Here is a 23,825-nt window from a genome sequence, read left to right as displayed (position 1 = left end):
TGGGCCACTTCACAGCGAAAGGCGGAACCCGTGCGACTACGCACCCCCCTCGCCCTGCTCGGAGCCGCCCTGTTGGTGCTCGTGGGCCCGCCCCTGCTCGCCACGGGCGACGGCTCCGACACCGGCACCCAGATCCCCGGGCTCCGCTTCATGGTCCCCAACACCCCCGGCGGCGGCTACGACATCACCGCCCGCACCATGGCCAAGAACGCCGAGGACGCCGGACTCACCCACAACATCGAGGTGTTCAACCTCCCCGGAGCCGGCGGCACGGTCGGCCTGACCCGGCTCGTCGGCGAGCACGGCAACGGCAAGCTCGCCCTCTCCATGGGCCTCGGCGTCGTCGGCGCCGTCCACACCAACAGGTCCCCGAGCACCCTCGCCGACACCACCCCCATCGCCCGGCTCACCGAGGAGCCGGACATCGTGGTTGTCGGTAAGGACTCCCCGTACCGCACCATCGGTGAACTGCTTGCGGCCTGGAAGAAGAACCCGGCCGCCGTGCCGGTGGGTGGCGGATCGTCGCCCGGCGGGCCCGACCACCTCGCTCCCATGCTCATGGCGCAGGCCGCCGGGATCGCCCCCAAAGCGGTCAACTACGTCCCCTTCGACGGCGGCGGTGAGCTTCTCGCCTCCGTCCTCGGCAACAAGGTCGGCTTCGGCGTCTCCGGCCTCGGTGAGTACCGCGACCAGATCGAGGCCGGCGAACTGCGCCTGCTCGCCGTCACCGGCCCGAAGCGGGTGCCCGGCATGGACGCGCCCACCCTGCGCGAGGCCGGACTCGACACCGAGTTCACCAACTGGCGCGGCATCGTCGCCCCGCCCGGCCTCTCCGACGCCGAACGCACCAAGCTCATCGGCCTGATCACCAAGCTGCACGCGTCGAAGGAGTGGCAGGAGTCGATGGAGAAGAACGGCTGGGACGACGCCTTCCTCGCCGGTGAGCCCTTCGGGGACTTCCTCGCCGAGCAGGACCGGCGCGTCGCCACCGTGCTGAAGGAGCTGGGGCTGTGACCGTCGGACCCGAAGGCCCCACCGCGGAACCTGTGGACCCCGCAACGCCCGCCCCGGAGCACGACACCACCACCCGCTCCTGGCTCCGCGACCACTCCGAACTAGGCATCTGCGTCCTCCTCCTGGCCATCGGCGCCCTGGTCCTCACCGACGCCCTCACCATGAGCGTCGACATCGCCCAGCGCGGCCCCATCGGCCCCCGTACCGTCCCCTTCGTCGTCGGCTCCGCGCTCCTCCTGGTCGCCGTCCTCCTCGCCGTCGACGTCCTGCGCGGCGGACGCGGTGAGGCCGAGGGCGGTGAGGACGTCGATCTGGACGAGCCCGCCGACTGGCGCACCGTCCTCCTGCTCAGCGGTGTCTTCCTCGCCGCCGCCGTCCTCATCGGCCCGCTCGGCTTCCCGATCGCCGGGGCGCTGCTCTTCTGGGGCTCCGCCTACGCCCTCGGCAGCCGCCACCACGACCGCGATCCGCTCATCGCCGCCGTCCTCTCCCTCGCCACCTACTTCCTCTTCGACAACCTGCTCGGCGTCCCCCTCCCGGGCGGCCCGCTGATGGGAGTGATCTGACCGATGGACTCCCTCAACTCCCTCCTCGACGGCTTCGGTACGGCGCTCACGCCGGCCAACCTGCTCTGGGCCGCGCTCGGTGTCCTGCTCGGCACCGCCATCGGTGTGCTGCCCGGCATCGGGCCCGCCATGGCGGTGGCCCTGCTGCTCCCGGTGACGTACGGACTCGACCCGACCGGCGCGTTCATCATGTTCGCCGGGATCTACTACGGCGCGATGTTCGGCGGCTCCACCACCTCGATCCTCCTCAACACCCCCGGCGAGAGCGCCGCCGTGGTCGCCGCGATCGAGGGCAACCCGATGGCGAAGGCCGGACGCGGCGCCCAGGCGCTGGCCGCAGCCGCGATCGGCCACTTCGCGGGCGGCATGATCGGCACGATCCTGCTGGTCGTCCTCGCGCCGACCGTCGCCTCCCTCGCCATCGGCATCGGAGCGCCCGACTACTTCGCGATCATGGTGCTGGCCTTCATCGCCGTCACCTCCGTCCTCGGCGCCTCCCGCATCCGGGGCCTGGCCTCCCTGCTCATCGGCCTCACCATCGGACTGGTCGGCCTCGACCAGATGACCGGGCAGCAGCGCCTCACCTTCGGCTCGCTCCAACTCGCCGACGGGGTCGACGTGGTGATCGTCGCGGTCGGCCTCTTCGCGATCGGCGAGGCCCTCTGGGTCGCCGCCCATCTGCGCCGTACGACCGGGGAAGCGATCCCCGTCGGGCGCCCCTGGCTCGGCCGGGCCGACCTGCGCCGCACCTGGAAGCCCTGGCTGCGCGGCCCGCTCATCGGCTTCCCGTTCGGGGCGATACCCGCGGGCGGTGCGGAGATCCCCACCTTCCTCAGTTACGTCACCGAGAAGCGGCTCTCCAAGCACCGCGCCCAGTTCGGCAAAGGGGCCATCGAAGGCGTCGCCGGACCGGAGTCGGCGGCCTCCGCCTCCGCCGCCGGAACCCTCGTCTCGATGCTCACCCTCGGCCTGCCCACCACCGCCGTCGCCGCCGTGATGCTCGCCGCCTTCCAGCAGTACGGGATCCAGCCCGGGCCCCTGCTGTTCGAACGCGAACCGGAACTGGTCTGGGGCCTCATCGCCTCGCTCTTCGTCGGCATGGTGCTGCTGCTCGCCCTCAACCTGCCGCTCGCCCCCGTCTGGGCGAAGCTCCTGCGAATCCCGCGCCCCTATCTGTACGCGGGCATCCTCTTCTTCGCCGCCGTCGGCGCGTACGCGGTCGGCGGGGAGTCCCTGGACCTGGTGATCCTCCTGGTCATCGGCCTGATCGGGTTCGGCATGCGGCGCTACGGGCTGCCGGTGCTCCCCGCCGTCATCGGGGTCATCCTCGGCCCGGCCGCCGAGCAGCAGCTGCGGCGCGCGCTCCAGATCAGCGACGGCAGCGCGACCGGGCTGGTCGACACCCCGTTCTCCATCACCGTTTACGCGATCGTGGCTCTGATCCTCGTCTGGCCGCTGGTGTACCGGCTGGTCGTCGTGCGGCGGGGCGGCGACCAGGAGAAGGAGAACGGGAAAACCGGCGCTGTCACTGGTGGCTGAGAGTATCGACGGCATGACGACGATCGACTGGGACGCGGCGGCCGGATCCTTCGACGAGGAGCCCGACCACGGGCTTCTCGACCCCGCCGTGCGCGACGCGTGGGCCGGGCGGCTGGAGAGCTGGCTGCCCGCCACCCGCGGTGACCTGCTGGACCTGGGGTGCGGTACGGGGAGCCTCTCGCTGCTCGCCGCCGGCCAGGGACATCGGGTCACCGCCGTCGACCGCTCGCCCAGGATGGCCGAGCTGGCCCGCGCCAAGCTCGTCGGGACCGGCGCCGAGGTCCTGGTCGGGGATGCGGGCCTGCCGCCGGTGGGGGAGCGGGCGTTCGACGTGATCCTGGCCCGGCATGTCGTCTGGCTGCTGCCCGATCCGGCGGCCGCCCTGGCCCATTGGTTCGGGCTGCTGAAGCCCGGCGGGCGGCTGGTCCTGATCGAAGGGGTCTGGGGCGGGGTCGGCCTCTCCGCCGCCCGGACCACCGCCCTGCTCGCTCCGCACACCGAGCGCGTCCACCATGAGGACCTGGCCGGTGACGCGCGGCTGTGGGGCAAGGAGGTCGACGACGAGCGGTACGCCTTGGTGGCCCGCGCCGAGCCGCCCCACCGGCACACCGAGGTCGTCGACGTCCACCTGATCCTGCGCCGCGGCCCGGACGTCCTGCTCGCCCGCCGCGCCAACACGGGTTACGCGGACGGCCTGCTGCACCTGCCCTCCGGCCACGCGGAGGACGGGGAGGACGTCCGCGAGGCGATGATCCGGGAGGCCGCCGAGGAGATCGGTGTCGTCCTGGGTCCGGACGAGGTGCGGGTCGCGCTCGTGATGCAGCACCGGGGGCCCGGTGGCGGGGCGCGGATGGGCTGGTTCTTCGTCGCGGAGTACGACGCGGAGCACCCGCCGCGCAACGCGGAGCCGGAGAAGTGCTCCGAGCTGGACTGGTTCCCGCTGGACGCCCTGCCGGACGACATGGTCGCGTACTGCCGTGCGGGCCTGGACGGTTACCGGGCGGGCGAGCACTTCATGATCCACTGGCACGAGGACGGCGACCCGATCGCCCACCGGCCCGACGGCCCCGGCCGGGCTGTGGCGCTGCCACCCGCCGCCGAGCGGACCGGCCGGGTGCACCACATCGAGTTGTGGGTGCCCGACCTCGCGGGGGCGGAGCGCCGTTGGGGCTGGCTGCTGACCCGGCTGGGCCACCTTCCGTACCAGCGCTGGGCGGACGGCCGCAGTTGGCGGCGCGGTGAGAGTTACGTGGTCGTGGAGCAGTCCCCCGATCTCTCCGCCGACCACCACGACCGCCGCCGCCCCGGCCTCAACCACCTGGCGTTCCACGTCGCGGACCGGGCCACGCTGGACGCCCTGACGGCCGAGGCCCCCTCGTACGGCTGGCGGCTGCTCCACCCCGACCGCCACCCGTACGCCGGGGGTGAGGGCCACTGCGCCGCCTATCTGGAGGACGAGGCGGGGTACGAGGTGGAGCTGGTCGTAAGGTCCACGCCCCGCCCCTGAAGCGCCTGGTTGGCGGTGGGGGTGGGGGGAGGGGGGAAGGAGGTCAGGCCAACAGTCCCGTCAGCCCCTCCGCCCTGGCCTGCCGCTCCAGCTCGTCCAGAGCCCGGGCCGCCGAACCCGCCGCCTCCGGGTCGCGGGCGGCCAGGCCGCTCGCCTCGAACTCGTCCTCGTCCAGCCGGAGTACGCACGAGCCGTCCGCCGACACCCACAGGTCCAGGTCCAGGTCCTCGACCGCCAGCACCCCGTCGGCCAGGACCGCGGGGCGGGTGATGTCGCAGTACCAGCCCTTCAGCTCGCCGTCACCGGTGCGGACCTCCTTCACCGCGAACCACCGGTCCCGCCAGTAGTGCTCGGTGAAGACATCGCCCGGCTCGAACCGGACGAAGCCGAAGTCCCGTACCCCGGGCGCGGCCCAGGGCGCCCGGACGGTGACGCGGGTGCCGTCGTCGCGGACCAGCTCCGCCGGGTATCTGATCTTGGTGCGGCCCGCTTTGGTCAACGTGACCACCAGGCCCTTGGAGCGCGGTGCGCGGGGCTCAGCCGAGGGTGCGGGCATGGCGGACCTCCGTGGCGCAGACGGTGTAGCCGAACCACTTGTTGATGGCCAGCATCGGGCTGTTGCCCGTGTCGTTGGCGGTGTAGGCGTCCGTGTATCCGGCCGCCCGCGCCCGGTGCAGCGAGTCGTTCTTCGCCAGCTTGGCCAGACCCCGCCCCCGGAAGGCCCGCAGGGTGCCGGTCATGTTGCTGGAGTACGTCCGGGTCCCGTCGGTGCCGGCCGCGCTGAAGGCCGCCACCTGACCGTCCACCAGGGCCACCGTGGTCAGGGCGGCGTCGAAGGTCGGGTGGCGCCAGGTGTTCGTCAGCCAGTCCTCGTAGTCGTCCAGCGCGGTGGGGATGTCGCTCGGCTCGTCCCGCGTCACCTCGGCGTCCGCCGCGAAGAGCGGCCGGGGATCGTCGGCGAAGTCGGCCCCCGGTCTCAGCTCCACGCCCGCCGGGACCTCCTGGAGCGGGGGCAGGGCGCCGCCCGCCAGGTCCAGGTGCTGGAAGTGGGCGGAGCGGCCCGGCCGGTAGCCCCGGGCGCGGGCGAACCCCAGGCTCTCCGGCGTGTCCAGCACCCAGGCGTGCACGACCGTGGCCCCGGCCTGCGCCAGATGTTCCTCCGCCGTGCTCAGCAGCAGTGAACCCGCCCCGCGGCCGGTGTGGCGGGGAAGCACATGCGGGGTGCAGAAGCCCTGTCCCGGCTCCGGGCTGTCGTGGGCGATCCCGGCCTGTGCGGTGCCGACGACCTCGCCGTCCCGCTCCGCCACCAGCAGCCGGTAGTGCCGGTCCGGATGGGCGTGGGCCAGATCGTGGGTCACCTGCTCGGGCGTGGACACCAGGTAGGGGACCGCCGCCCGCCGGACGCGGGTCCACGCCTCCGCATCGGACGGCCGGAAATCGCGCACAATCACAGTCATGCGGCGGAGGTTACGCGCGGCCCCGCCGCGACCGCCTCCCCTTTTTCCCGCCGTGGCGGCGCCCGTGGGGGACAATCGGCCGGTGACTGAGAAGCCCGTGACTGAGAAGATCGTCCTGGACCCGGACTCCGGCATCGCCCCGTACGAGCAACTGCGCACCCAGCTCTCCGAACTGGCCCGTTCCGGCGTGCTCCCGGTCGGCCACCGCCTCCCGACCGTACGCGGCTACGCCGAGGAGCTGGGCCTCGCCGCCAACACCGTGGCCAAGGCCTATCGCGCCCTGGAGGCGGATGGGGTGATCGAGACCCGGGGCCGCAACGGGACCTTCGTCGCGGCCGCCGGGGGAGCGGCCGAGCAGAAGGCGGCCGCCGCCGCGCAGAGTTACGCGGAGGCCGCCCAGCGGCTCGGGCTGCCCCGGGACCGGGCGCTGTCGCTCGCCCAGGACGCGGTCCGGGCGGCGTACGCGCGCTGAGCGGACCCGCCCCCTCGCGCGCCCCGGGCCCGCCCCGCCTCCCTCACGCGCCGCGTGCCCCGAGCCCGCCGCCCCGTGCCCGAGCGCGCCCCCATGCCTCGGGCCTGCTCCCGTACCGACCGCGGACCCCGCACCCACCCCCGTACCGGCTCCAGGCGCCCACCCCCGTACGGCTACAGATACAGCCCCGCGTCCGCCCCCGCGTCCTGCTTCGGCACCGACGCGGGGCCGATGCCCCGGCGCAGCGCGTACAGCTCCGCGAGCGAGCTGCCCTCCCGGCTCACGCCCTCCTCCGTGCCCAGCCAGGCCACCGACTCCTGGCGGGTCAGCGGGCCCACCTCGATCCGGGCCAGGCAGCGCCCCGGCCGGACGACCGCCGGGTGCAGCCGCTCCAGGTCCTCGTTGGTGGTGACCCCCACCAGCACGTTCCGGCCCTGGCCGAGCAGACCGTCCGTCAGGTTCAGCAGCCGGGACAGCGCCTGGCCCGCCGTGTGCTTGGCCTCGCCCCGGATCAGCTCGTCGCAGTCCTCCAGGAGCAGCAGCCGCCACCGGCCCTTCGCCGTGCCGTCGTCCTCGCCGATCGCGATGTCCATCAGATAGCCGACGTCGTTGAAGAGCCGCTCCGGGTCCAGTACGCAGTCGACCTGGCACCAGTCGCGCCAGGAGCGGGCCAGGGTGCGCAGCGCGGAGGTCTTGCCGGTGCCGGGCGGCCCGTGGAGCAGGAGCAGCCTCCCCGCGATGTCGTCCGGGGTGACCTTCATCAGCCGGTCCATGGCATCGGCCACCGGGGCGGTGTAGTTGGGGCGCACCTCGTCCCAGCTGCCGGCGCTGATCTGCCGGGTGGTGCGGTACGGGCCGCGGCGCGGGGAGACGTACCAGAAGCCCATGGTCACGTTGTCGGGCTGCGGCTCCGGCTCGTCCTGGGCGCCGTCGGTCGCCTGCCCGAGGATCTTCTCCGCCAGCTCGGGGCTGGTCGCGGTGACGGTGACGTCCGCGCCCCGGTTCCACCGCGAGACCAGCAGGGTCCAGCCGTCGCCCTCGGCCAGGGTGGCGCTGCGGTCGTCGTCACGGGCGGCCCGCAGCACCGAGGCGTGCGGGGGCAGCAGGGTCGCCGCGGCCTTGACCCGGTCGAGGGAGGAGCTGTGGGAGTAGGGCTGCTCGCCCGTCGCGAAGCGGCCGAGGAAGAGCGCGTCGACGACGTCGGAGGGGGAGTCGCTGTCGTCGACGGTGAGCCGGATCGGCAGAGCGGACTCGGGGTTGGCAGACATGGCGCCCATGATCCGGCACGGGGCCACCCCACGCACCCGGGTTTCACCGGCCCGGCATCCCCGTTCCCTGCCGACGACCCGTCACCGTACGCACGCCGGAGGTGACCCCACGACACCGGCGCGTCAAGGCGCGTGCGTTGAACTCCTGGGGGCGGGCGGAAGCACTCGTCACTTATTTTTGGCATGAACACTTCCAGAGAAGTGGGTGCGCTGCTACTACGGAGTAACGCAGTTACCCCTGCTCAAGGAGTCCCCCCATGAAAATGTCCAGACTCGTGGCGTTCTCGTCCTCGCTCCTCCTCGGTGCCGCCCTCGCCCTGACCGGTGCGGGGATCGCGAACGCCGACTCCTCCGCCCAGGCCGTCGACTACGTCGCCCTCGGCGACTCGTACTCCTCCGGCGTCGGCGCCGGCAGCTACGAGAGCTCCAGCGGCGACTGCAAGCGCAGCACCCGCGCCTTCCCCCGGCTCTGGGCCAACGCCAACTCCCCCTCCAGCTTCGCCTTCACCGCCTGCTCCGGCGCCCGCACCAACGACGTCACGAGCAGCCAGCTCGGGCCGCTCAACGCCTCCACCGATCTCGTCTCGATCTCCATCGGCGGCAATGACGCGGGTTTCGCCGACGTCATGACGACCTGTGTCCTCCAGTCCGAGGCCACCTGCCTCAACCGCATCGCCACCGCCCGCGCCTACGTCGACTCGACCCTGCCCGCCCGGCTGGACTCCGTGTACTCCGCCATCAAGGCCAAGGCCCCCTCCGCCCGGGTCGTCGTCCTCGGCTACCCCCGCTTCTACCAACTCGGCGGCAGCTGCGTGGCCGGCCTCAGCGAGAAGGAGCGCTCCGCCATCAACGGCGCCTCCGACCACCTCAACGCCGCCACCGCCAAGCGCGCCGCCGACCACGGCTTCACCTTCGGTGACGTCAGGGCGACTTTCACCGGGCACGAGATCTGCTCCAGCAACTCGTGGTTGCACAGCGTGAACTGGCTCAACATCGGCGAGTCCTACCACCCCACCGCCGCCGGACAGTCGGGCGGCTATCTGCCCGTCTTCAACTCGGCGGCCTGACAGGCGAGTTGCGCCGCCATCCGTCCCGCTGGGCGGGGGGCCCCGGCTGTCCGGGCCTCCCGCTCCATCGAACAGGCCATCCGAACTGTCCGAAGTCGCCCTGGAATCGGGCGGATTCGGTAACTGGTCGTCAACCTCCGTATGTGTGTGCTCGATCCTGTGGGCGGGATACCCGTGTGTCACCGTGGGGCGATAGGGTTAACCTGCCCGGACCGGGTGCCCTCGTACGGGTGGGGAGTGACATGGAACAGATAACGGTGCGGAGCAGGCCGCGAGTGCCTGCCATCACATGCGGAAGCGGTGCGACCAGTACGCGCCTCGACCGCCATCTCGCGGTGCTCGGCGGCCCTGTCGTCCCGCAGCGCGAGTCGGCGGAAGCGACGCTGCTGATGCGCGAGCTGACCTCGCGTGATGCCGCGCACACCCGCCGGAGCAGGAGCGCCCGTGTGTCGCTCTTCGCCCCGCTGCGGCGACTGCGGCGTTCGCTCTTCGGCAGCCGCCACTGACCGACGCCAGGGTCGATTCGGCAGCGTCTCTCGACCGACGCCGCGTCAACCACTGGGCCGGCCCACCGCTCGGGGCGGCCCACCCCCTGAGGCTTCCCGCCTCATGGGGTGGCTCAGGCGATCACCCCGTCCCGGCGCAGCACCGATGCCTGTTCGTCCGTCATCCCCAGGGCCCGCAGCAGCGCATCGGTGTGTTCACCCAGCGCCGGTACGGCACCCATCCGAGGTTCCGGGCCGCCCGGCAGCGTGATCGGCGGCAGCAGCGCCCGCAACGGCCCGACCGGTGACTCCACTTCCCGCCACCGGTCCCGCGCCGCCAGCTGCGGGTGCGCCGCCACATCGGCCACCGTGTTCAGCCGGGCACAGGCGATCCCCGCCGCCTCCAGCGCGTCCAGCGCCTCCCGACCCGTCAGCCGCCCCAGCGCCCGCCCCACCACCTCGTCGGTCCGCTTCCGGTTCGCCGTGCGCGCGGTGTTCGTCGCGAACTCCGGATCGTCGGCCAACTCGGGCCGTACGAGAACCTGTTCGGCGAGCCGCCGCCACTCCCGGTCGTTCTGCACGGAGAGCAGCACCTGTTCGCCGTCGGCCGTGCCGTAGGCGTCGTACGGGGCGATCACCGAGTGCGCGAGCCCCGTACGCGGCGGGGGCGGGGCCCCGTGCATCCCCTGGTGCAGCGGGTGGCCCATCCACTCGGCCAGCGCGTCCAGCATGGAGACCTCCACCGGCCCGCCCCGTCCGGTCGTACCCCGCCGGACCAGCGCCGCCAGCGCCCCGGAGAACGCGTACATGGCCGCCGCGATGTCCGCCGCCGGGATGCCCGCCTTCACCGGCTGCTCAGCCGTCCCGGTGACGGAGACCAGGCCCGCCTCGCACTGCACGAGCATGTCGTAGGCCCGCTTGTGGGCGTACGGTCCGCTCTCCCCGTAACCGGAGATGTCCACGGCCACCAGCCTCGGGTGCGCCGCACAGAGCGTGGCGGCGTCCAGCCCCAGCCGGGCCGCCGCGCCCTGGGCCAGGTTCTGCACGAACACATCGGCCCCGGCGACGAGTTCACGCACCACCGCGAGACCGCGCGGGTCCTTCAGATCCACCGCCAGGGACTCCTTGCCCCGGTTGCACCAGACGAAGTGCGAGGCGAGACCGCGCGCCGCCGTGTCGTAGCCGCGCGCGAAATCGCCGCCGTCCGGGCGCTCCACCTTGATGACCCTGGCCCCGAGATCGGCGAGCTGGCGGGTGGCGAAGGGGGCGGCGACGGCCTGTTCGACGGCCACCACGGTGATGCCGTCGAGGGGGAGTGGCGATGTGTTCATGGCCCGTGCTTACCTTGTTGACCGGCCCATCTGCCACTCCCGCCCCTCACGGCAGGCTCAGAGCAGGCTCACAGCAGCGCGAACTGCCCCTCCGGCCCCTCCTCCTGGTGGCCCAGCACCGAGGCGGGCCGCCGTACCGCCGCCGGGACCGGCAGCACCCCGGCCGCCCGTAGCTCGTCCCGGGAGATCAGGGGCACCTCGGCCCGCTCCAGCCGGGCCCGCAACGCCGCCTGCCGGGGCCGCAGACCGTCCAGCAGCGTCAGTACGGAGACGAGCTCCAGCAGCTCCGAGGTCCACTCCGGGGTCCACCCGCGCGCCCCGACCGCGTCCAGCCCGTCCGCCTCCGCGCCCTCCGGGAGGGTGCCCACCGCTGCCGCCGCCCGGCGCTCGAACCAGAGTTCCAGCACCCGTACGCCGCTCACCGTGAACTCCCACGCCCCCGCGTCCACCGGCGAGATCCGGCCATCGCCGATCACCAGGGCCTCGGCCTCCGCGTCGTACACGATCCCGGTGGGCCGGGCCGGGAGCGCCGCCCGTACGTAGGGCCTGCGCCCGCCCGGCAGCCGGGGCCGCTCCCCGCCCCTGGCTCCCCGCAGCTGCACCCGCGTCAACTCCCGGCCGAGCTCCACCCCGGCCGCCCACACCTCGGCGTCGGCGGGCAGCGGGACCCGGCAGCCGGACGGGGAGGGCAGAGCGGCGGCCAGGATCCAGGCCAGTACGGACTCGGGCGCCACCTCCGGCCCCAGCCGCGTACGCAGCACGTCCAGCAGGCCGGGCGCCAGGTTGGGGTCGGTGGCGTCGGGCCGCCGGTACAGCGGCCGGATCCGGCCCGGGCGCCCGGCGGGGGAGTGCCCGTCGGGGAGCAGATGGGTCACCGACAGGGCTGGCCCGTCGGCCTGGGGGACGTAACCGTGTTCGACCGCGAAGAGCTGCCGCTCGTCGCCCACCCGCCATAGCTCCGGGCGGGCCGCGTCGATCAGCCGGTGGTCGGGGAGCAGCCACTGCTCGTCGAACGGGCCGTGCAGGATGCGTACGGGGTCGGGGCAGGCGCCCGGTTCGCGGGCGAAGCGGCCGGTGCCTGCGGCGGTCCCGGCGCCGGTGCCGGTGGTGGACCGGCCGGGCAGCGCGGCGACCGGGGTGTGCGGCGTACGGGAGCGGCTCGGGCGGAACAGCCGCTCCTGCTCGGCGCCCTCGGCGGCGGCCAGCCGCTCCCAACGGGCGCGGAGCGCGGCGGGATCGGGGCCGCTCACCCAGGAGCGGCCGGTTCGCAGGGGGCGTACCGACCACGGCATCAGCTCGTCCAGCTCCACGGACACCGTGTCCTCGCCCGGTCCGGCCGCCGTCGCCGCCCCCGCCCCCGTGGTCCTGCGCGCTGCCACCGAGCCGTCCTCCCGTGTCCGCCGCTCCCGTCCGGCCCTGCCCGCCGTCACCGTTCGCATCGTAACGGCGGGGGCAGGCGCCCCCTAGGGCCTGTCGTCGAACTGCCGTCTGCCGTGCGACGCCCGGCACGCCCGCTCGCGGCGTTGCCGAAATGGCCAAGTAGCTCCGCTACGAGGCCATTCCGGCGCCTTGCGATCGCACGCACCGGACGCCGCGCGGCCGCCCTTCGGGCGACGACGGCAGTTTGACGACAGGCCCTAGTGCGCCTCCACCGTCACGGAGAACGAGAACCGGTCGCCCCGGTAGCGGATGCGGGCCACATCCACCACGCGTCCCTCCTCGTCGTACGTCACGCCCGTGTAGTGCAGGATCGGGCTGAGCAGCGGGACCTGGAGCAGTTCGGCGGTGACCGGGTCGGCGAGCCGGGCCTCCACCGTGTCGGTGATCCGGGAGATGCGGACGCCGACGACATCCCGCAGGACCTTGGTCATCGGCCAGCGTTCGAGGTCGGCCACGTCGATGCGGGCGGCGATGTCGGGGCGTACCGCGTTCTCCGCCCAGTTGGTCGGCTCACCGCTCTCGCCGTCGCGGCGCAGCCGCCGGTAGCTGACCACCTCGCCGCAGTCCGGGAAGAACTCGGCGAGATCGCCCGGCACCGCCACCGCACCGTGGCCGAGAACCGTCGTCGGCTCCCCGGACTGCTGGGCCACGATCGCGTCGACCGAGCCCAGCAGCCGGACCGGGGAGACCCGCCGGGCGCGCGGCTCTATGAACGTGCCGCGCCGCCGGTGCCGGCTGATCAGCCCCTCCGTCTCCAGCTCCTTCAGCGCCTGGCGCATCGTGAGCACGCTGACCCCGTAGTGGGCGGCCAACTGCTCCTCGGTGGGCAGCCGGAGGGAGGCGTCCCGCGGGCGGCCAAGTATGGAGGCCCGCAGCGACTGGGAGACCTGGTACCAGAGCGGCAGCTTCCGGTTGAGGACGAGCGAGTCGGGCGCGAAGGCGGGCGGGTGCGCCCGGCCGACGGGGGTCACCCCTGCCCCCGCCCGTTCCACCGCGTCACCGGGTGTGCCCGCCTCGGCAGGCCCCGCCTCGGCAGTCGTCGTCTCATGGCTCTCTGTCACGTCGTCCCCGTCCCGTCCCTCCGGGCCCCTCCGGCCGCCCGGCCCGTCTCCGCAGCAGCTCTCTACGGCCGGAAGTTGCGGCTCAGACCCTGCCACACGTCGTCGTAACCGCGCTGAAGATGGTCGGCCCCGGCCGCCTGCGGGGTCGAGATGATCGGCCAGCGGGTCTCGAACATGAAGGCCAGGCCGTCCTCGATCTTCTGCGGCTTCAGCTCCGCCGCGCTCGCCCGGTCGAAGGTCTCCCGGTCCGGTCCGTGGGCCGACATCATGTTGTGCAGCGAGCCGCCACCGGGGACGAAACCGTCGGCCTTCGCGTCGTACGCGCCGTCGATCAGCCCCATGTACTCGCTCATCACGTTCCGGTGGAAGTACGGCGGCCGGAACGTGTCCTCGCCGACCAGCCAGCGCGGCGCGAAGACGACGAAGTCGACACCGGCCAGGCCGGGGGTGTCCGACGGCGAGGTCAGCACCGTGAAGATCGAAGGGTCGGGGTGGTCGTAGCTGATCGACCCGATGACGTTGAAGCGGCGCAGATCGTAGACGTACGGGGCGTGGGTGCCGTACCAGGCGACCACGTCGAGGGGCGAGTGGTCGTACGTCGCCGACCAGAGGTTCCCGCAGAACTTGTTGACCACCTCCACCGGCCGGTCCTCGTCCTCGTACGCGGCGACCGGGGCCAGGAAGTCCCGTGCGTGGGCCAGCCCGTTGGCGCCGATCGGCCCGAGGTCCGGGAGCACGAACGGGCGGCCGTAGTTCTCGCAGACGTACCCGCGCGCGCTCTCCTCCAGCAGCTCCACCCGGAAGCGGACCCCGCGCGGGATCAGCGCGACATGGCCCGGTTCGGCGCGCAGCAGGCCCAGTTCGGTGCGGAGCAGCAGCCCGCCGCGCTCCGGGACGATCAGCAGCTCGCCGTCGGAGTCGCTGAACACCCGGTCGGTCATGGAGGAGTTGGCGTGGTAGAGGTGGACCGCCATGCCGGTCCGCTGGGCGGCGTCACCGTTGCCGCCCAGGGTCCACAGCCCGCCGACGAAGTCCGTGCCGGGCGCGGGGTCGGGGAGCGGGTTCCAGCGGAGCCGGTTCGGGTCCGGCACGGACTCGGTGAAGGGTGCCGTCCGCAGGTTGCCGTTGTCGGTCCGGGTGAAGGCCGGGTGTGCGGCGGAGGGGCGGATCCGGTAGAGCCAGGAGCGGCGGTTGTCGGCGCGGGGCTCGGTGAAGGCGGAGCCGCTCAACTGCTCGGCGTAGAGCCCGAGGGGGGCGCGCTGGGGTGAGTTGCGGCCGTGCGGCAGCGCCCCCGCAACCGCCTCCGAGCTGTGCTCGTTGCCGAAACCGGAGGAGTACGTCAGCCCCTCCGCCGTCTTCCTCGCCTGCTCGATGCCGCTCATCCCGCACTCCCGGTGACCGTAAAGCCTTGGATCCGCCGGACAACGAATCCTATAGGACACCGTAGGAATAGGAGGCGGGCGCGTCAACGGCCTGGATCACGCCATTCGGGGTGTCGGTCGGCGCCCGGGGGGCTTGCGGACGGCCCCGGGAAGGTGCACGGCATCATGGGTCCGTGCCCCACCCGAACCCGAATCTCCGCCGCGCCCCCGTACAGCAGCGCAGCGCCGACCGGCTCGCCCGGATACTCGACGCCTGCGCCGGACTCCTCGACGAGACCGGTTACGAGCAGCTCTCCACCCGCGACGTCGCTTCGCGCGCCGAGGTGCCCATCGGCTCCGTCTACCGCTTCTTCTCCAACAAGCGGGCCCTCGTCGACGCCCTGGCGCTGCGCAACCTGGACCTCTACGCCGAGCGCATCACCGACCGGCTCGGCTCTCTCCCCGCCGACGACTGGCGCGGAGCCATCGACGCGGTGCTGGACGAGTACCTCGCGATGAAGCGGACCGTGCCCGGCTTCGCCCTGGTCGACTTCGGGCCCCCGTCGCCCGCCGAGGACACCTCGGACGACGCCAACCGCCGCCTCGCGGGCCGCCTCACCGAACTCCTCGCCGGACACCTCGGCCGCCACCCCGGCCCGGAACTGCTGCGGGCCATCCTGGTCAGCGTCGAGGCCGCCGACGCGCTGCTCCAGCTCGCCTTCCGTACGGACCCCGCGGGGGATCCGGCGATCGTGGCCGAGACCCGGACGCTGGTACGGGCGTACCTCGCGCAGATCCTGGACTGAGGGGGGCGGGGCGCGGGGGGAGGTGGCTGCCAAGTGCCTGCCCTCCAGCACCTCCCCGCCATGCGTACCGGTCGGTATGCTCGCGGTGCTGCCAGCGCCGTCACCGCCCTCACCGCGGCCGGCGCCGCCACCGCCACCGCCCCGGGGAGGGCCCATGTCCCACGCATCCCGTACCGCACCGCGTATCTGCCCCCTCTGCGAGGCCACCTGCGGCCTCACCCTCACCATCGAGGGAACCACCGTCACCGGAGCGCGCGGCGACCGCGACGACATCTTCAGCCGGGGGTTCATCTGCCCCAAGGGGGCGTCCTTCGGCGGCCTGGACGCCGACCCCGACCGGCTGCGCGTCCCGCTCGTGAGGGGCGGGGACGGGGAGCTGCGGGAGGCGGCCTGGAGCGAGGCGTTCGACCGTATCGCCGCCCGCATACCCGCCCTGGTCGAGGCCCACGGCCCGCAGGCCGTCGGGGTGGTCCTCGGCAACCCCAACGTCCACACCATGGCGGGCGCCCTCTACCCGCCCCTGCTCCTCGCCGCCCTGCGCACCCGCAACGTCTTCACGGCGAGCACCCTGGACCAGATGCCCAAGCACGTCTCCAGCGGGCTGCTCTTCGGTGACGCCAACGCCATCCCCGTACCGGATCTCGACCGCACCGACCACCTCCTCCTGATCGGCGCCAACCCGCTGGAGTCCAACGGCAGCCTCTGTACGGCCCCCGACTTCCCCGGCCGCCTCCGGGCGCTGCGCAGGCGCGGCGGCACCCTCACCGTCATCGACCCGCGCCGCACCCGGACCGCCCGCCTCGCCGACCGGCATGTGGCGATCCGGCCGGGGGCCGACGCCCTGCTGCTCGCCGCGATGGCCCATGTCTTGTTCGAGGAGAAGCTCACCGACCCCGGCCCGCTCGCCGACCACCTGGAGGGGACGGACGAACTCGCCGCCGCCCTCGCCGACTTCACCCCGGACGCGGTCGCTGCCGCCTGCGATGTGGAGGCGGCCACCATCACCGCCCTCGCCCGGGAACTGGCCGCCGCGCCGACCGCCGCCGTCTACGGGCGGATCGGCAGCTGCACCGTGGAGCACGGCACCCTCGCCAGCTGGCTGGTGGACGTCCTCAACATCCTCACCGGCAACCTCGACCGCCCCGGCGGCGCGCTGTTCCCCCTTTCGGCGACGGCCCGGGGACCCCGACCCGCCGCCCCCGGCAAGGGCTTCGCCCTGGGCCGCTGGGCTTCCCGGGTCTCCGGCCACCCCGAGGCCAAGGGCGAACTGCCCACCGCTGCCCTGGCCGAGGAGATCGAGACCCCGGGGGAGGGCCGCATCCGGGCCCTGGTCGTGCTCGCCGCCAACCCCGTCCTCTCCGCGCCCGACGGCGACCGGCTGGACGCGGCGCTCTCCGGCCACCTCGACTTCATGGTCAGCGTCGACCCGTACCTCAACGAGACCTCCCGCCACGCGGATGTCGTGCTGCCCCCGCCGCCGCCCTCGCAGAGCGCCCACTTCGACTTCGCGTTCAACTCCTTCGCCGTGCACAACCAGGTCCGCTATACCCCGGCCCCCGTCCCCCTGGAGGACGGGCGGATGGACGAGAGCGAGATCCACGCCCGGCTGATCCTCGCGGTGAGCGGGATGCACGGCGCCCCGCCCTCCGCCGTCGACGACCTCGCCATCACCACCGCGATCACCAAGGCGGGCGCCCCCAAGGAGCTGGCCGACGAACTCACCGGCCGCACCGGCCCCGAACGCCGCCTCGACCTGATGCTGCGGCTCGGCCCGTACGGTCTGACGCTGGAGCAGCTCCTCGCCCACCCGCACGGCATCGATCTTGGTTTGTTGAAGCCGCGCGTCCCGGAGATCCTGCGCACCCGCTCCGGCCGCATCGAACTGCTCCCCGCTCCGATCGCCGCAGACCTGCCCCGCCTGCGCCGGGCGCTGGGGGACCGGCCCGCCCCGCTCGTCCTCGTCGGCCGCCGCCATCTGCGGTCCAACAACAGCTGGATGCACAACGTCGGTTCGCTCAGCGGCGGGTCCAACGTCTGCACCCTCCAGATCCACCCCGACGACGCGGCCCGGCTCGGACTGGCGGACGGGGCCACCGTACGGATCGAGTCGGCGGGCGGCGGGATCGAGGCCCCTGCCGAGATCACGGACACCGTACGCAGCGGGGTGGTGAGCCTCCCGCACGGCTGGGGCCACAGCCGCCCCGGGACCCGCATGGCGGTCGCCGCCGCCCACCCCGGCGCGAACGTGAACCAGCTCCTGGACGGCACCCTCCTGGACCCGCTCTCCGGCACCGCCGTGCTGAACGCGATTCCGGTGACCGTGACCCCGTCTCCGTAACCCTCCCCGTAACACCACCGCGTTGACCTGGGGTTTTGCTCGTATTGCTCACGCGTCAACGTCTTGTTAACTCTTCGAGGAGGCCCCTAACGTCGTCCGGACCGACCGCCGAGACCGGTGGGAGTTCAAGGATGAACGTTAGGTATCCCCCATGCTGACAATCCTCGGCTTCGCCATGATCGCGACCTTCCTGGTCCTGATCATGACGAAGAAGATGTCGCCGATCGCGGCGCTGGTACTGATCCCCGCACTCTTCTGTGTCGCCGTCGGGCAGGGAGCGAAGCTCGGCGACTACGTCATCGACGGCGTCGGCAACCTGGCGCCGACCGCCGCCATGCTGATGTTCGCCATCGTCTACTTCGGCGTGATGATCGACGTCGGCCTCTTCGACCCGGTCGTCCGGGCCATCCTGCGGTTCTGCAAGGCGGACCCGATGCGGATCGTCGTCGGTACGGCGGTGCTCGCCGCGATCGTCTCGCTGGACGGTGACGGCTCCACCACCTTCATGATCACCGTCTCGGCGATGTATCCGCTCTACAAACGGCTCAAGATGAGCCTGGTCGTCATGACCGGTGTGGCGGCCACGGCGAACGGCGTCATGAACACCCTGCCCTGGGGCGGCCCCACGGCCCGCGCCGCGACCGCGCTCAAGCTGGACGCCTCCGAGATCTTCGTCCCCATGATCCCGGCGCTGGCCGTCGGACTGCTCGCCGTCTTCCTCCTCTCGTACGTGCTGGGTCTGCGCGAGCGCAAGCGCCTGGGCATGCTCACGCTGGACGAGGCGCTGGTACGGGAGCCGGAGACCGTCCTCGCGGGGGCGGGCGGCGGTACGGGCGGCGAGGACCTGCTGCGCAAGGGCCCCGCCACCTCGGGGACCGGCTCGGCGGATCTCACGGATGACGAGGACGAGGACGAGTTCCAGGGCCTCGACCCGAACCGGTCCACGCTGCGGCCCAAGCTCTACTGGTTCAACGCCGGTCTCACCGTGGCCCTGCTGACCGCCATGATCATGGACCTGATGCCGATCCCGGTCCTCTTCCTCCTCGGCGCCGCCCTCGCCCTCACCGTCAACTTCCCCCACATGCCCGACCAGCGGGCCCGGATCGCCGCCCACGCCGACAACGTCCTCAACGTCTCCGGCATGGTCTTCGCCGCCGCCGTCTTCACCGGCGTCCTCACCGGCACGGGTATGGTCGAGAACATGGCCGACTGGGTGGTCGGGGCCGTCCCCGACGCGATGGGCCCGCACATGGCCATCGTCACCGGGCTGCTCAGCCTGCCGCTCACCTACTTCATGTCCAACGACGGCTTCTACTTCGGTGTCGTCCCCGTCCTCGCCGAGGCCGGTGCCGCCCACGGCGTCTCGCCGCTGGAGATCGCCCGCGCCTCCCTGGCCGGCCAGGCGCTGCACATGTCCTCGCCGCTGGTCCCGGCCGTGTACGTCCTGGTCGGCATGGCGAAGGTGGAGTTCGGCGACCACACCCGGTTCACCGTCAAGTGGGCGGTGCTGACGTCGCTGGTGGTGCTGGGGGCGGGCATCCTGTTCGGCACGATCTGATGGACGGCTTCTGATGGACGGCTTGTGATGGGTGGCTCGTGATGGGTGGCTTCTGGTGGGTGGGCTTTCGATGACACCCGCATCGCGACCCGGGCCCGGGAGGGGCTGGCTGCTGCGTCTCGTCATCGCCTTCGCCTTCGCGCAGGGGGCGGTGTCGATGGCGCGGCCCGCCGTCTCCTACCGGGCCCTCGCGCTGGGAGCGGACGAAACGGCGGTCGGTGTCATCGCCGGTGTCTACGCCCTGCTGCCGCTGTTCGCCGCCGTCCCGCTCGGCCGCCGCACGGACCACGGCCGGTGCGCGCCCCTGCTGCCGGTCGGCGTGGTGCTGATCTCCGGCGGCTGCGCGCTCAGCGGTGCGGTCTCCTCACTGCCCGCGATGGCCGCGTGGAGCGGGGTGATGGGCCTCGGCCACCTGTGCTTCGTGATCGGCGCCCAGTCGATCGTGGCCCGGCAGTCCGCCCCGGCCGAACAGGACCGCAACTTCGGCCACTTCACCATCGGCGCCTCGCTCGGCCAGCTGGGCGGCCCGATCGCCGCCGGAGCGCTGATCTCCGGCGAGAGCGGTGCTCTGGGGCGTACGAGCGCACTCGCGCTCCTCGTCTCGGCGGGGGTCTGCGCGGTCGCGCTCACCTCGCTGTGGCGCATCGAGCACCGGCGTACGCCCGGCGCCGGGCCCGCCACGAAGGCGGGGGCGGCCAAGGTCCCGGTCACCAGGATCCTCGGGGCGCGGGGCGTCCCGGCCGGGATCTTCATCAGCATGGCGGTCCTGTCCTCGACCGACATCCTCACCGCCTACCTGCCGGTGGTCGGCGAGCACCGGGGGATCGCCCCCGCCACGGTCGGGCTGCTGCTCAGCCTGCGGGCCGCCGCCACCATCGCCTGCCGTCTGGTGATGACCCCGATGCTGCGGCTCCTCGGCCGGACGGCCCTGCTGACCACCAGCTGCCTGCTGGCCGGCCTGCTCTGTACGGGAATGGCCCTCCCGGTCCCCGTACCGGTGCTCGCCGTCATGCTGGCCGCCCTCGGCTTCTGCCTCGGCGTCGGCCAGCCGCTGTCGATGACCACGGTGGTCCAGGCCGCGCCCGCCGAGGCCCGGTCCACGGCCCTGGCCCTGCGGCTGACCGGCAACCGGCTGGGCCAGGCCGGCGCGCCCGCCGCTGCGGGCCTGATCGCGGGTACGGCGGGGGCGGCGGCCCCGTTCGCGCTGCTCGGCGCGTTGCTGCTGGCGGCGGCGGGGCTGGGTTTGCGCAGCGGACGGGCGGCGGGGGCGTCCTCCGTACGACCGGAGTCCGCGCCCGTACGACCGCCGGAGCCCACGCCCGTACCACCTGCGCCGGACGCCGTACGACCGCCGGAGCCCACGCCCGTACCGCCTGCGCCGGACGCCGTACGTGAGCGGAGCGCGCCCCGGGCCGACCGGCACCGCTCCTGACGCACCCGCCCCGCCCAACCCCGTACGTCCCACACGTCCCAACCTTCGCGCGAGTCATTCCCACACCCCGCCCGGTGGGCTAACTTCCCCCACAGCCGCTCCCCACCGCGACGTACACCTCGTACACCTTCATCCCGGGGACACTCCATGACGCGCGCCATCTCCCTGCACCACGTCAGCAAGAGCTACGGCCGGGACCGGCGGGCCGTCGACCGGTTCACGCTCTCCATCGACCCCGGCGAGTTCGTCGTGCTGCTCGGTCCGTCCGGCTGCGGCAAGTCGACCGTGCTGCGCATGATCGCGGGGCTTGAGGAGATCAGCGAGGGCGAGCTGCTCCTCGACGGCGAGTTCTCCAACCACATCCCGCCGCGCGAACGCGGGATGGCGATGGTGTTCCAGAACTTCGCGCTGTACCCGAGCATGACCAACCGCGCCAACATCGGCTTCCCGCTGAAGCTGGAGAACCCGCGCGAGGACAACAGCGCGCGGATCGAGGCCACCGCCCGGATGCTCGGCATCGACCACGTACTCGACCGCTACCCGGCCCAGCTCTCCGGCGGCGAGCGCCAGCGCGTGGCGATGGGCCGCGCGATCTCCCGCAGGCCCTCCGTCTTCCTGATGGACGAGCCGCTCTCCAACCTGGACGCCAAGCTCCGCAACCATCTGCGCGCCGAGATCGCCCTGCTCACCAAGGAACTCGGCGTCACGACCGTGTATGTGACGCATGATCAGGCAGAGGCCATGTCGCTGGGCGATCGGGTGGCCGTGATGCGCGGCGGGGTCCTGCAACAGGTCAGCCCGCCCCGCGAGGTCTACGCGCTGCCCGAGAACGTCTTCGTGGCCGCGTTCATCGGCACCCCGCGGATCAACCTCCTCCAGGCCGTCGTGCACGCCCCGTTGGAGGGGCGGATGTCCATCGACCTGGGCCGCCAGCGGCTCGCCCTGCCCGAACCCCTCAGCCCGGACCACCAGTTGCTCCGCATCCAGCAGGGCCGCCGGATCATCGTGGGGCTGCGCTCGGAGGCGGTCCGGATCGCCCCGCCCAGCCATGCCCGCCCCGGCGAGGTGGCGCTCAGCGGGATCGTGGAGCACGTCGAGTACCAGGGGCACGAGGCGCTGGTCCACCTCAACACCGGTTCGCGGCCCGCCGTCGTCCCGGACCTCGAATCGGCCCAGCCGCGCGCCGTGCCCCGCCGCCGCAGGGCCGCGGCGGGCCGTTCCCGAGGCAGTACACCAGGCGCCCTCGGTGTCCTGGACCGGCTGAAGGGGCGGGCCGGGGCGCGGGTCGGCGGCCCGGTCGTCACCCTCGACGACCCCGCCCCGGACCCGACGGCGCTCCGCACCCCCGACCGGCCCTCCGTCATCTCCGGCGACCTGGTGGTCCGCACCGGCCCCGACATGCGGCTGCGGACCGGCGGCCAGGTGCCGCTGCTGGTGGACCCGGCCCACCTGTACGTCTTCGACCACTACGGCCGCCGCATCTGCCCGCTGCCGCAGGACGTGCCCGGACTGGACAGCTGAGGCTTCGTCCTCGGGGCGGGGGCGCGCCCCGGCGTGACGGGCGCGACCGGCGTGGCGCGCACGCCCGGCGTGACCGGCGTCTCCGGAAGCTCCCTGGCGCCGGAAAACTAACGGCGCTAGTTTGGGCGGTGGGGGACAGCACGTCGGCGCTCCGCACAGCCCGTCCGGGAGGAAACAGCCCATGAAGGCCCATGACCAGATGTACATCGGCGGCGCGTGGCGGCCCGCCGTCGGCCAAGACACGATCGCGGTCGTGAACCCGGCCGACGAGCAGCTGATCGCCCATGTACCGGCGGGCACGGCCGAGGACGTCGACGCGGCGGTGAAGGCCGCGCGCGCCGCGTTCCCCGGCTGGGCCGCCACCCCGCCCGCCGAGCGCGCCGCCCGCCTCTCCGCGCTGAGCGACGCGCTGGCGGCCCGCAAGGACGAGCTGGCCGAGACGATCACCGCCGAGCTGGGCTCGCCGCTGCCGCTCTCGCAGATGGTCCACGCCGCCGTGCCGGTCATGGTCGCCGCCTCGTACGCCGAACTGGCCGCGTCCTACGCCTTCGAGGAGAGGATCGGCAACTCCACCGTCCTGCTGGAGCCGGTCGGCGTCGTCGGCGCGATCACCCCCTGGAACTACCCGCTCCACCAGATCGTCGCCAAGGTCGCCCCCGCCCTCGCCGCCGGCTGCACGGTCGTCCTCAAGCCGGCCGAGGACACCCCGCTCACCGCCCAGCTCTTCGCCGAGGCCACCGAGGCGGCGGGCCTGCCGCCCGGGGTCTTCAACCTGGTCACCGGCCTCGGCCCGGTAGCCGGACAGGCGCTCGCCGAGCACGAGGGCGTCGACCTCGTCTCGTTCACCGGATCGACCGCCGTCGGCAAGCAGATCGGTGCCACGGCCGGGGCCGCGATCAAGCGCGTCGCCCTCGAACTCGGCGGCAAGTCCGCCAACGTGATCCTCCCGGGCGCCGACCTCGCCAAGGCGGTCAACGTCGGCATCGCCAATGTGATGACCAACTCCGGGCAGACGTGCAGCGCCTGGACCCGGATGCTGGTCGACGCCGAGCGGTACGACGAGGCCGTGGAGCTGGCCGCGCAGGCCGTGCTCAAGTACGCGCCCGGCGGGCGGGTCGGCCCGCTCGTCAACGCCAAGCAGCAGGCCCGGGTGAGCGGTTACATCCGCAAGGGCATGGAGGAGGGCGCCCGGCTGATCGCGGGCGGCCCCGACGCGCCCCTGGAGGCCGGCTACTACATCAGCCCCACCGTCTTCGCCGACGTCACCCCGGACATGACCATCGCCCAGGAGGAGATCTTCGGCCCGGTGGTCTCGATCCTCCGCTACGAGGACGTGGACGACGCCCTCCGTATCGCCAACGACACCGTCTACGGGCTCGCGGGAGCCGTATGGGCGGCCGACGACGAGGAGGCGGTGGCCTTCGCCCGCCGGATGGACACCGGACAGGTCGACATCAACGGCGGCCGGTTCAACCCGCTGGCCCCCTTCGGCGGTTACAAGCAGTCGGGCGTGGGGCGCGAGCTGGGGCCGCACGGTCTGGCGGAGTACCTCCAGACCAAGTCGCTCCAGTTCTGACCCCCGTAACCCTTCCCATGCAAGGA

Annotated in this window: 20 protein-coding genes; 13 read left to right on the top strand and 7 right to left on the bottom strand. The window is 72.9% G+C overall.

Annotation, left to right across the window (positions count from 1 at the left end; genetic code table 11):
* Nucleotides 1-30 precede the first annotated feature (30 nt).
* The 4 genes from GTY67_RS05085 to GTY67_RS05070 are packed head-to-tail and all read left to right on the top strand — an operon-like array spanning nucleotide 31 to nucleotide 4,626.
* Complete coding sequence (locus GTY67_RS05085; protein ID WP_161277912.1) at nucleotides 31-1,014, top strand: tripartite tricarboxylate transporter substrate binding protein; 984 nt, start codon at nucleotides 31-33, stop codon at nucleotides 1,012-1,014.
* A gap of 32 nt (nucleotides 1,015-1,046) precedes the next feature.
* On the top strand, nucleotides 1,047-1,580 hold the full coding sequence (locus GTY67_RS05080; protein ID WP_256062074.1) for a tripartite tricarboxylate transporter TctB family protein: 534 nt from the start codon (nucleotides 1,047-1,049) through the stop codon (nucleotides 1,578-1,580).
* Between the two features lie 3 nt (nucleotides 1,581-1,583).
* On the top strand, nucleotides 1,584-3,119 hold the full coding sequence (locus tag GTY67_RS05075) for a tripartite tricarboxylate transporter permease (RefSeq protein WP_161277911.1): 1,536 nt from the start codon (nucleotides 1,584-1,586) through the stop codon (nucleotides 3,117-3,119).
* 13 nt (nucleotides 3,120-3,132) lie between these two features.
* On the top strand, nucleotides 3,133-4,626 hold the full coding sequence (locus tag GTY67_RS05070) for a trifunctional class I SAM-dependent methyltransferase/NUDIX hydrolase/VOC family protein (RefSeq protein WP_161279955.1): 1,494 nt from the start codon (nucleotides 3,133-3,135) through the stop codon (nucleotides 4,624-4,626).
* 43 nt (nucleotides 4,627-4,669) lie between these two features.
* Here the strand turns inward: GTY67_RS05070 and GTY67_RS05065 are convergent, their stop codons facing one another.
* Together GTY67_RS05065 and GTY67_RS05060 are read right to left on the bottom strand one after the other, a co-directional pair.
* Entirely contained in the window at nucleotides 4,670-5,182 is a 513-nt protein-coding gene (locus GTY67_RS05065) for a DUF402 domain-containing protein (protein WP_093685871.1), read from the bottom strand.
* Nucleotides 5,163-6,083 (bottom strand): GNAT family N-acetyltransferase, encoded by a 921-nt coding sequence (locus GTY67_RS05060; RefSeq protein ID WP_161277910.1) that lies wholly within the window; start codon nucleotides 6,081-6,083, stop codon nucleotides 5,163-5,165. Before GTY67_RS05060 ends, GTY67_RS05065 begins: the two co-directional genes overlap by 20 nt.
* A 97-nt stretch (nucleotides 6,084-6,180) precedes the next feature.
* On the opposite strand from GTY67_RS05060, the gene GTY67_RS05055 reads away from it, so the two are divergent.
* Nucleotides 6,181-6,555, top strand: a complete 375-nt coding sequence (locus GTY67_RS05055) for a GntR family transcriptional regulator (RefSeq protein WP_093685873.1) — start codon at nucleotides 6,181-6,183, stop codon at nucleotides 6,553-6,555.
* A gap of 173 nt (nucleotides 6,556-6,728) precedes the next feature.
* Here the strand turns inward: GTY67_RS05055 and GTY67_RS05050 are convergent, their stop codons facing one another.
* The gene (locus GTY67_RS05050; protein WP_161277909.1) at nucleotides 6,729-7,823 is read right to left on the bottom strand and encodes a DUF5925 domain-containing protein; all 1,095 of its coding nucleotides are present in this window, start codon (nucleotides 7,821-7,823) and stop codon (nucleotides 6,729-6,731) included.
* A 257-nt stretch (nucleotides 7,824-8,080) separates the two neighbouring features.
* Between GTY67_RS05050 and GTY67_RS05045 the strand changes: the two genes are divergently transcribed.
* Together GTY67_RS05045 and GTY67_RS05040 are read left to right on the top strand one after the other, a co-directional pair.
* Nucleotides 8,081-8,890, top strand: a complete 810-nt coding sequence (locus GTY67_RS05045) for an SGNH/GDSL hydrolase family protein (RefSeq protein WP_161277908.1) — start codon at nucleotides 8,081-8,083, stop codon at nucleotides 8,888-8,890.
* A 242-nt stretch (nucleotides 8,891-9,132) separates the two neighbouring features.
* Entirely contained in the window at nucleotides 9,133-9,396 is a 264-nt protein-coding gene (locus GTY67_RS05040) for a hypothetical protein (RefSeq protein WP_026242095.1), read from the top strand.
* 113 nt (nucleotides 9,397-9,509) lie between these two features.
* Here the strand turns inward: GTY67_RS05040 and GTY67_RS05035 are convergent, their stop codons facing one another.
* From GTY67_RS05035 to hmgA, 4 genes are all read right to left on the bottom strand, one after another.
* Nucleotides 9,510-10,706, bottom strand: a complete 1,197-nt coding sequence (locus tag GTY67_RS05035; RefSeq protein WP_161277907.1) for a CaiB/BaiF CoA-transferase family protein — start codon at nucleotides 10,704-10,706, stop codon at nucleotides 9,510-9,512.
* Nucleotides 10,707-10,774: 68 nt separating this feature from the next.
* The gene (locus GTY67_RS05030; RefSeq protein WP_161279954.1) at nucleotides 10,775-12,022 is read right to left on the bottom strand and encodes a type ISP restriction/modification enzyme; all 1,248 of its coding nucleotides are present in this window, start codon (nucleotides 12,020-12,022) and stop codon (nucleotides 10,775-10,777) included.
* A 321-nt stretch (nucleotides 12,023-12,343) separates the two neighbouring features.
* Nucleotides 12,344-13,207, bottom strand: coding sequence for a GntR family transcriptional regulator (locus GTY67_RS05025; protein ID WP_176727328.1), 864 nt, complete (start codon nucleotides 13,205-13,207; stop codon nucleotides 12,344-12,346).
* A 62-nt stretch (nucleotides 13,208-13,269) separates the two neighbouring features.
* Entirely contained in the window at nucleotides 13,270-14,589 is a 1,320-nt protein-coding gene (gene hmgA, locus GTY67_RS05020) for a homogentisate 1,2-dioxygenase (RefSeq protein ID WP_161277906.1), read from the bottom strand.
* A 173-nt stretch (nucleotides 14,590-14,762) separates the two neighbouring features.
* On the opposite strand from hmgA, the gene GTY67_RS05015 reads away from it, so the two are divergent.
* From GTY67_RS05015 to GTY67_RS04990, 6 genes are all read left to right on the top strand, one after another.
* On the top strand, nucleotides 14,763-15,374 hold the full coding sequence (locus tag GTY67_RS05015; RefSeq protein WP_161277905.1) for a TetR/AcrR family transcriptional regulator: 612 nt from the start codon (nucleotides 14,763-14,765) through the stop codon (nucleotides 15,372-15,374).
* 154 nt (nucleotides 15,375-15,528) lie between these two features.
* Nucleotides 15,529-17,712, top strand: a complete 2,184-nt coding sequence (locus GTY67_RS05010; protein ID WP_161277904.1) for a molybdopterin-dependent oxidoreductase — start codon at nucleotides 15,529-15,531, stop codon at nucleotides 17,710-17,712.
* 151 nt (nucleotides 17,713-17,863) lie between these two features.
* Nucleotides 17,864-19,270, top strand: a complete 1,407-nt coding sequence (locus GTY67_RS05005) for a citrate:proton symporter (RefSeq protein ID WP_161277903.1) — start codon at nucleotides 17,864-17,866, stop codon at nucleotides 19,268-19,270.
* A gap of 70 nt (nucleotides 19,271-19,340) precedes the next feature.
* Nucleotides 19,341-20,702 (top strand): MFS transporter, encoded by a 1,362-nt coding sequence (locus GTY67_RS05000; RefSeq protein WP_161277902.1) that lies wholly within the window; start codon nucleotides 19,341-19,343, stop codon nucleotides 20,700-20,702.
* Between the two features lie 147 nt (nucleotides 20,703-20,849).
* A complete protein-coding gene (locus GTY67_RS04995) occupies nucleotides 20,850-22,223 on the top strand; it encodes an ABC transporter ATP-binding protein (RefSeq protein WP_161277901.1) in 1,374 nt (457 codons plus the stop codon).
* A gap of 181 nt (nucleotides 22,224-22,404) precedes the next feature.
* Entirely contained in the window at nucleotides 22,405-23,799 is a 1,395-nt protein-coding gene (locus GTY67_RS04990) for an aldehyde dehydrogenase family protein (RefSeq protein WP_161277900.1), read from the top strand.
* Nucleotides 23,800-23,825 lie beyond the last annotated feature (26 nt).

This window comes from Streptomyces sp. SID8374 (assembly GCF_009865135.1).
Classification (GTDB): domain Bacteria; phylum Actinomycetota; class Actinomycetes; order Streptomycetales; family Streptomycetaceae; genus Streptomyces.
The sequence above is the reverse complement of the archived record's forward strand: the minus strand, read 5'-3'. Positions and strand labels throughout refer to the sequence as shown.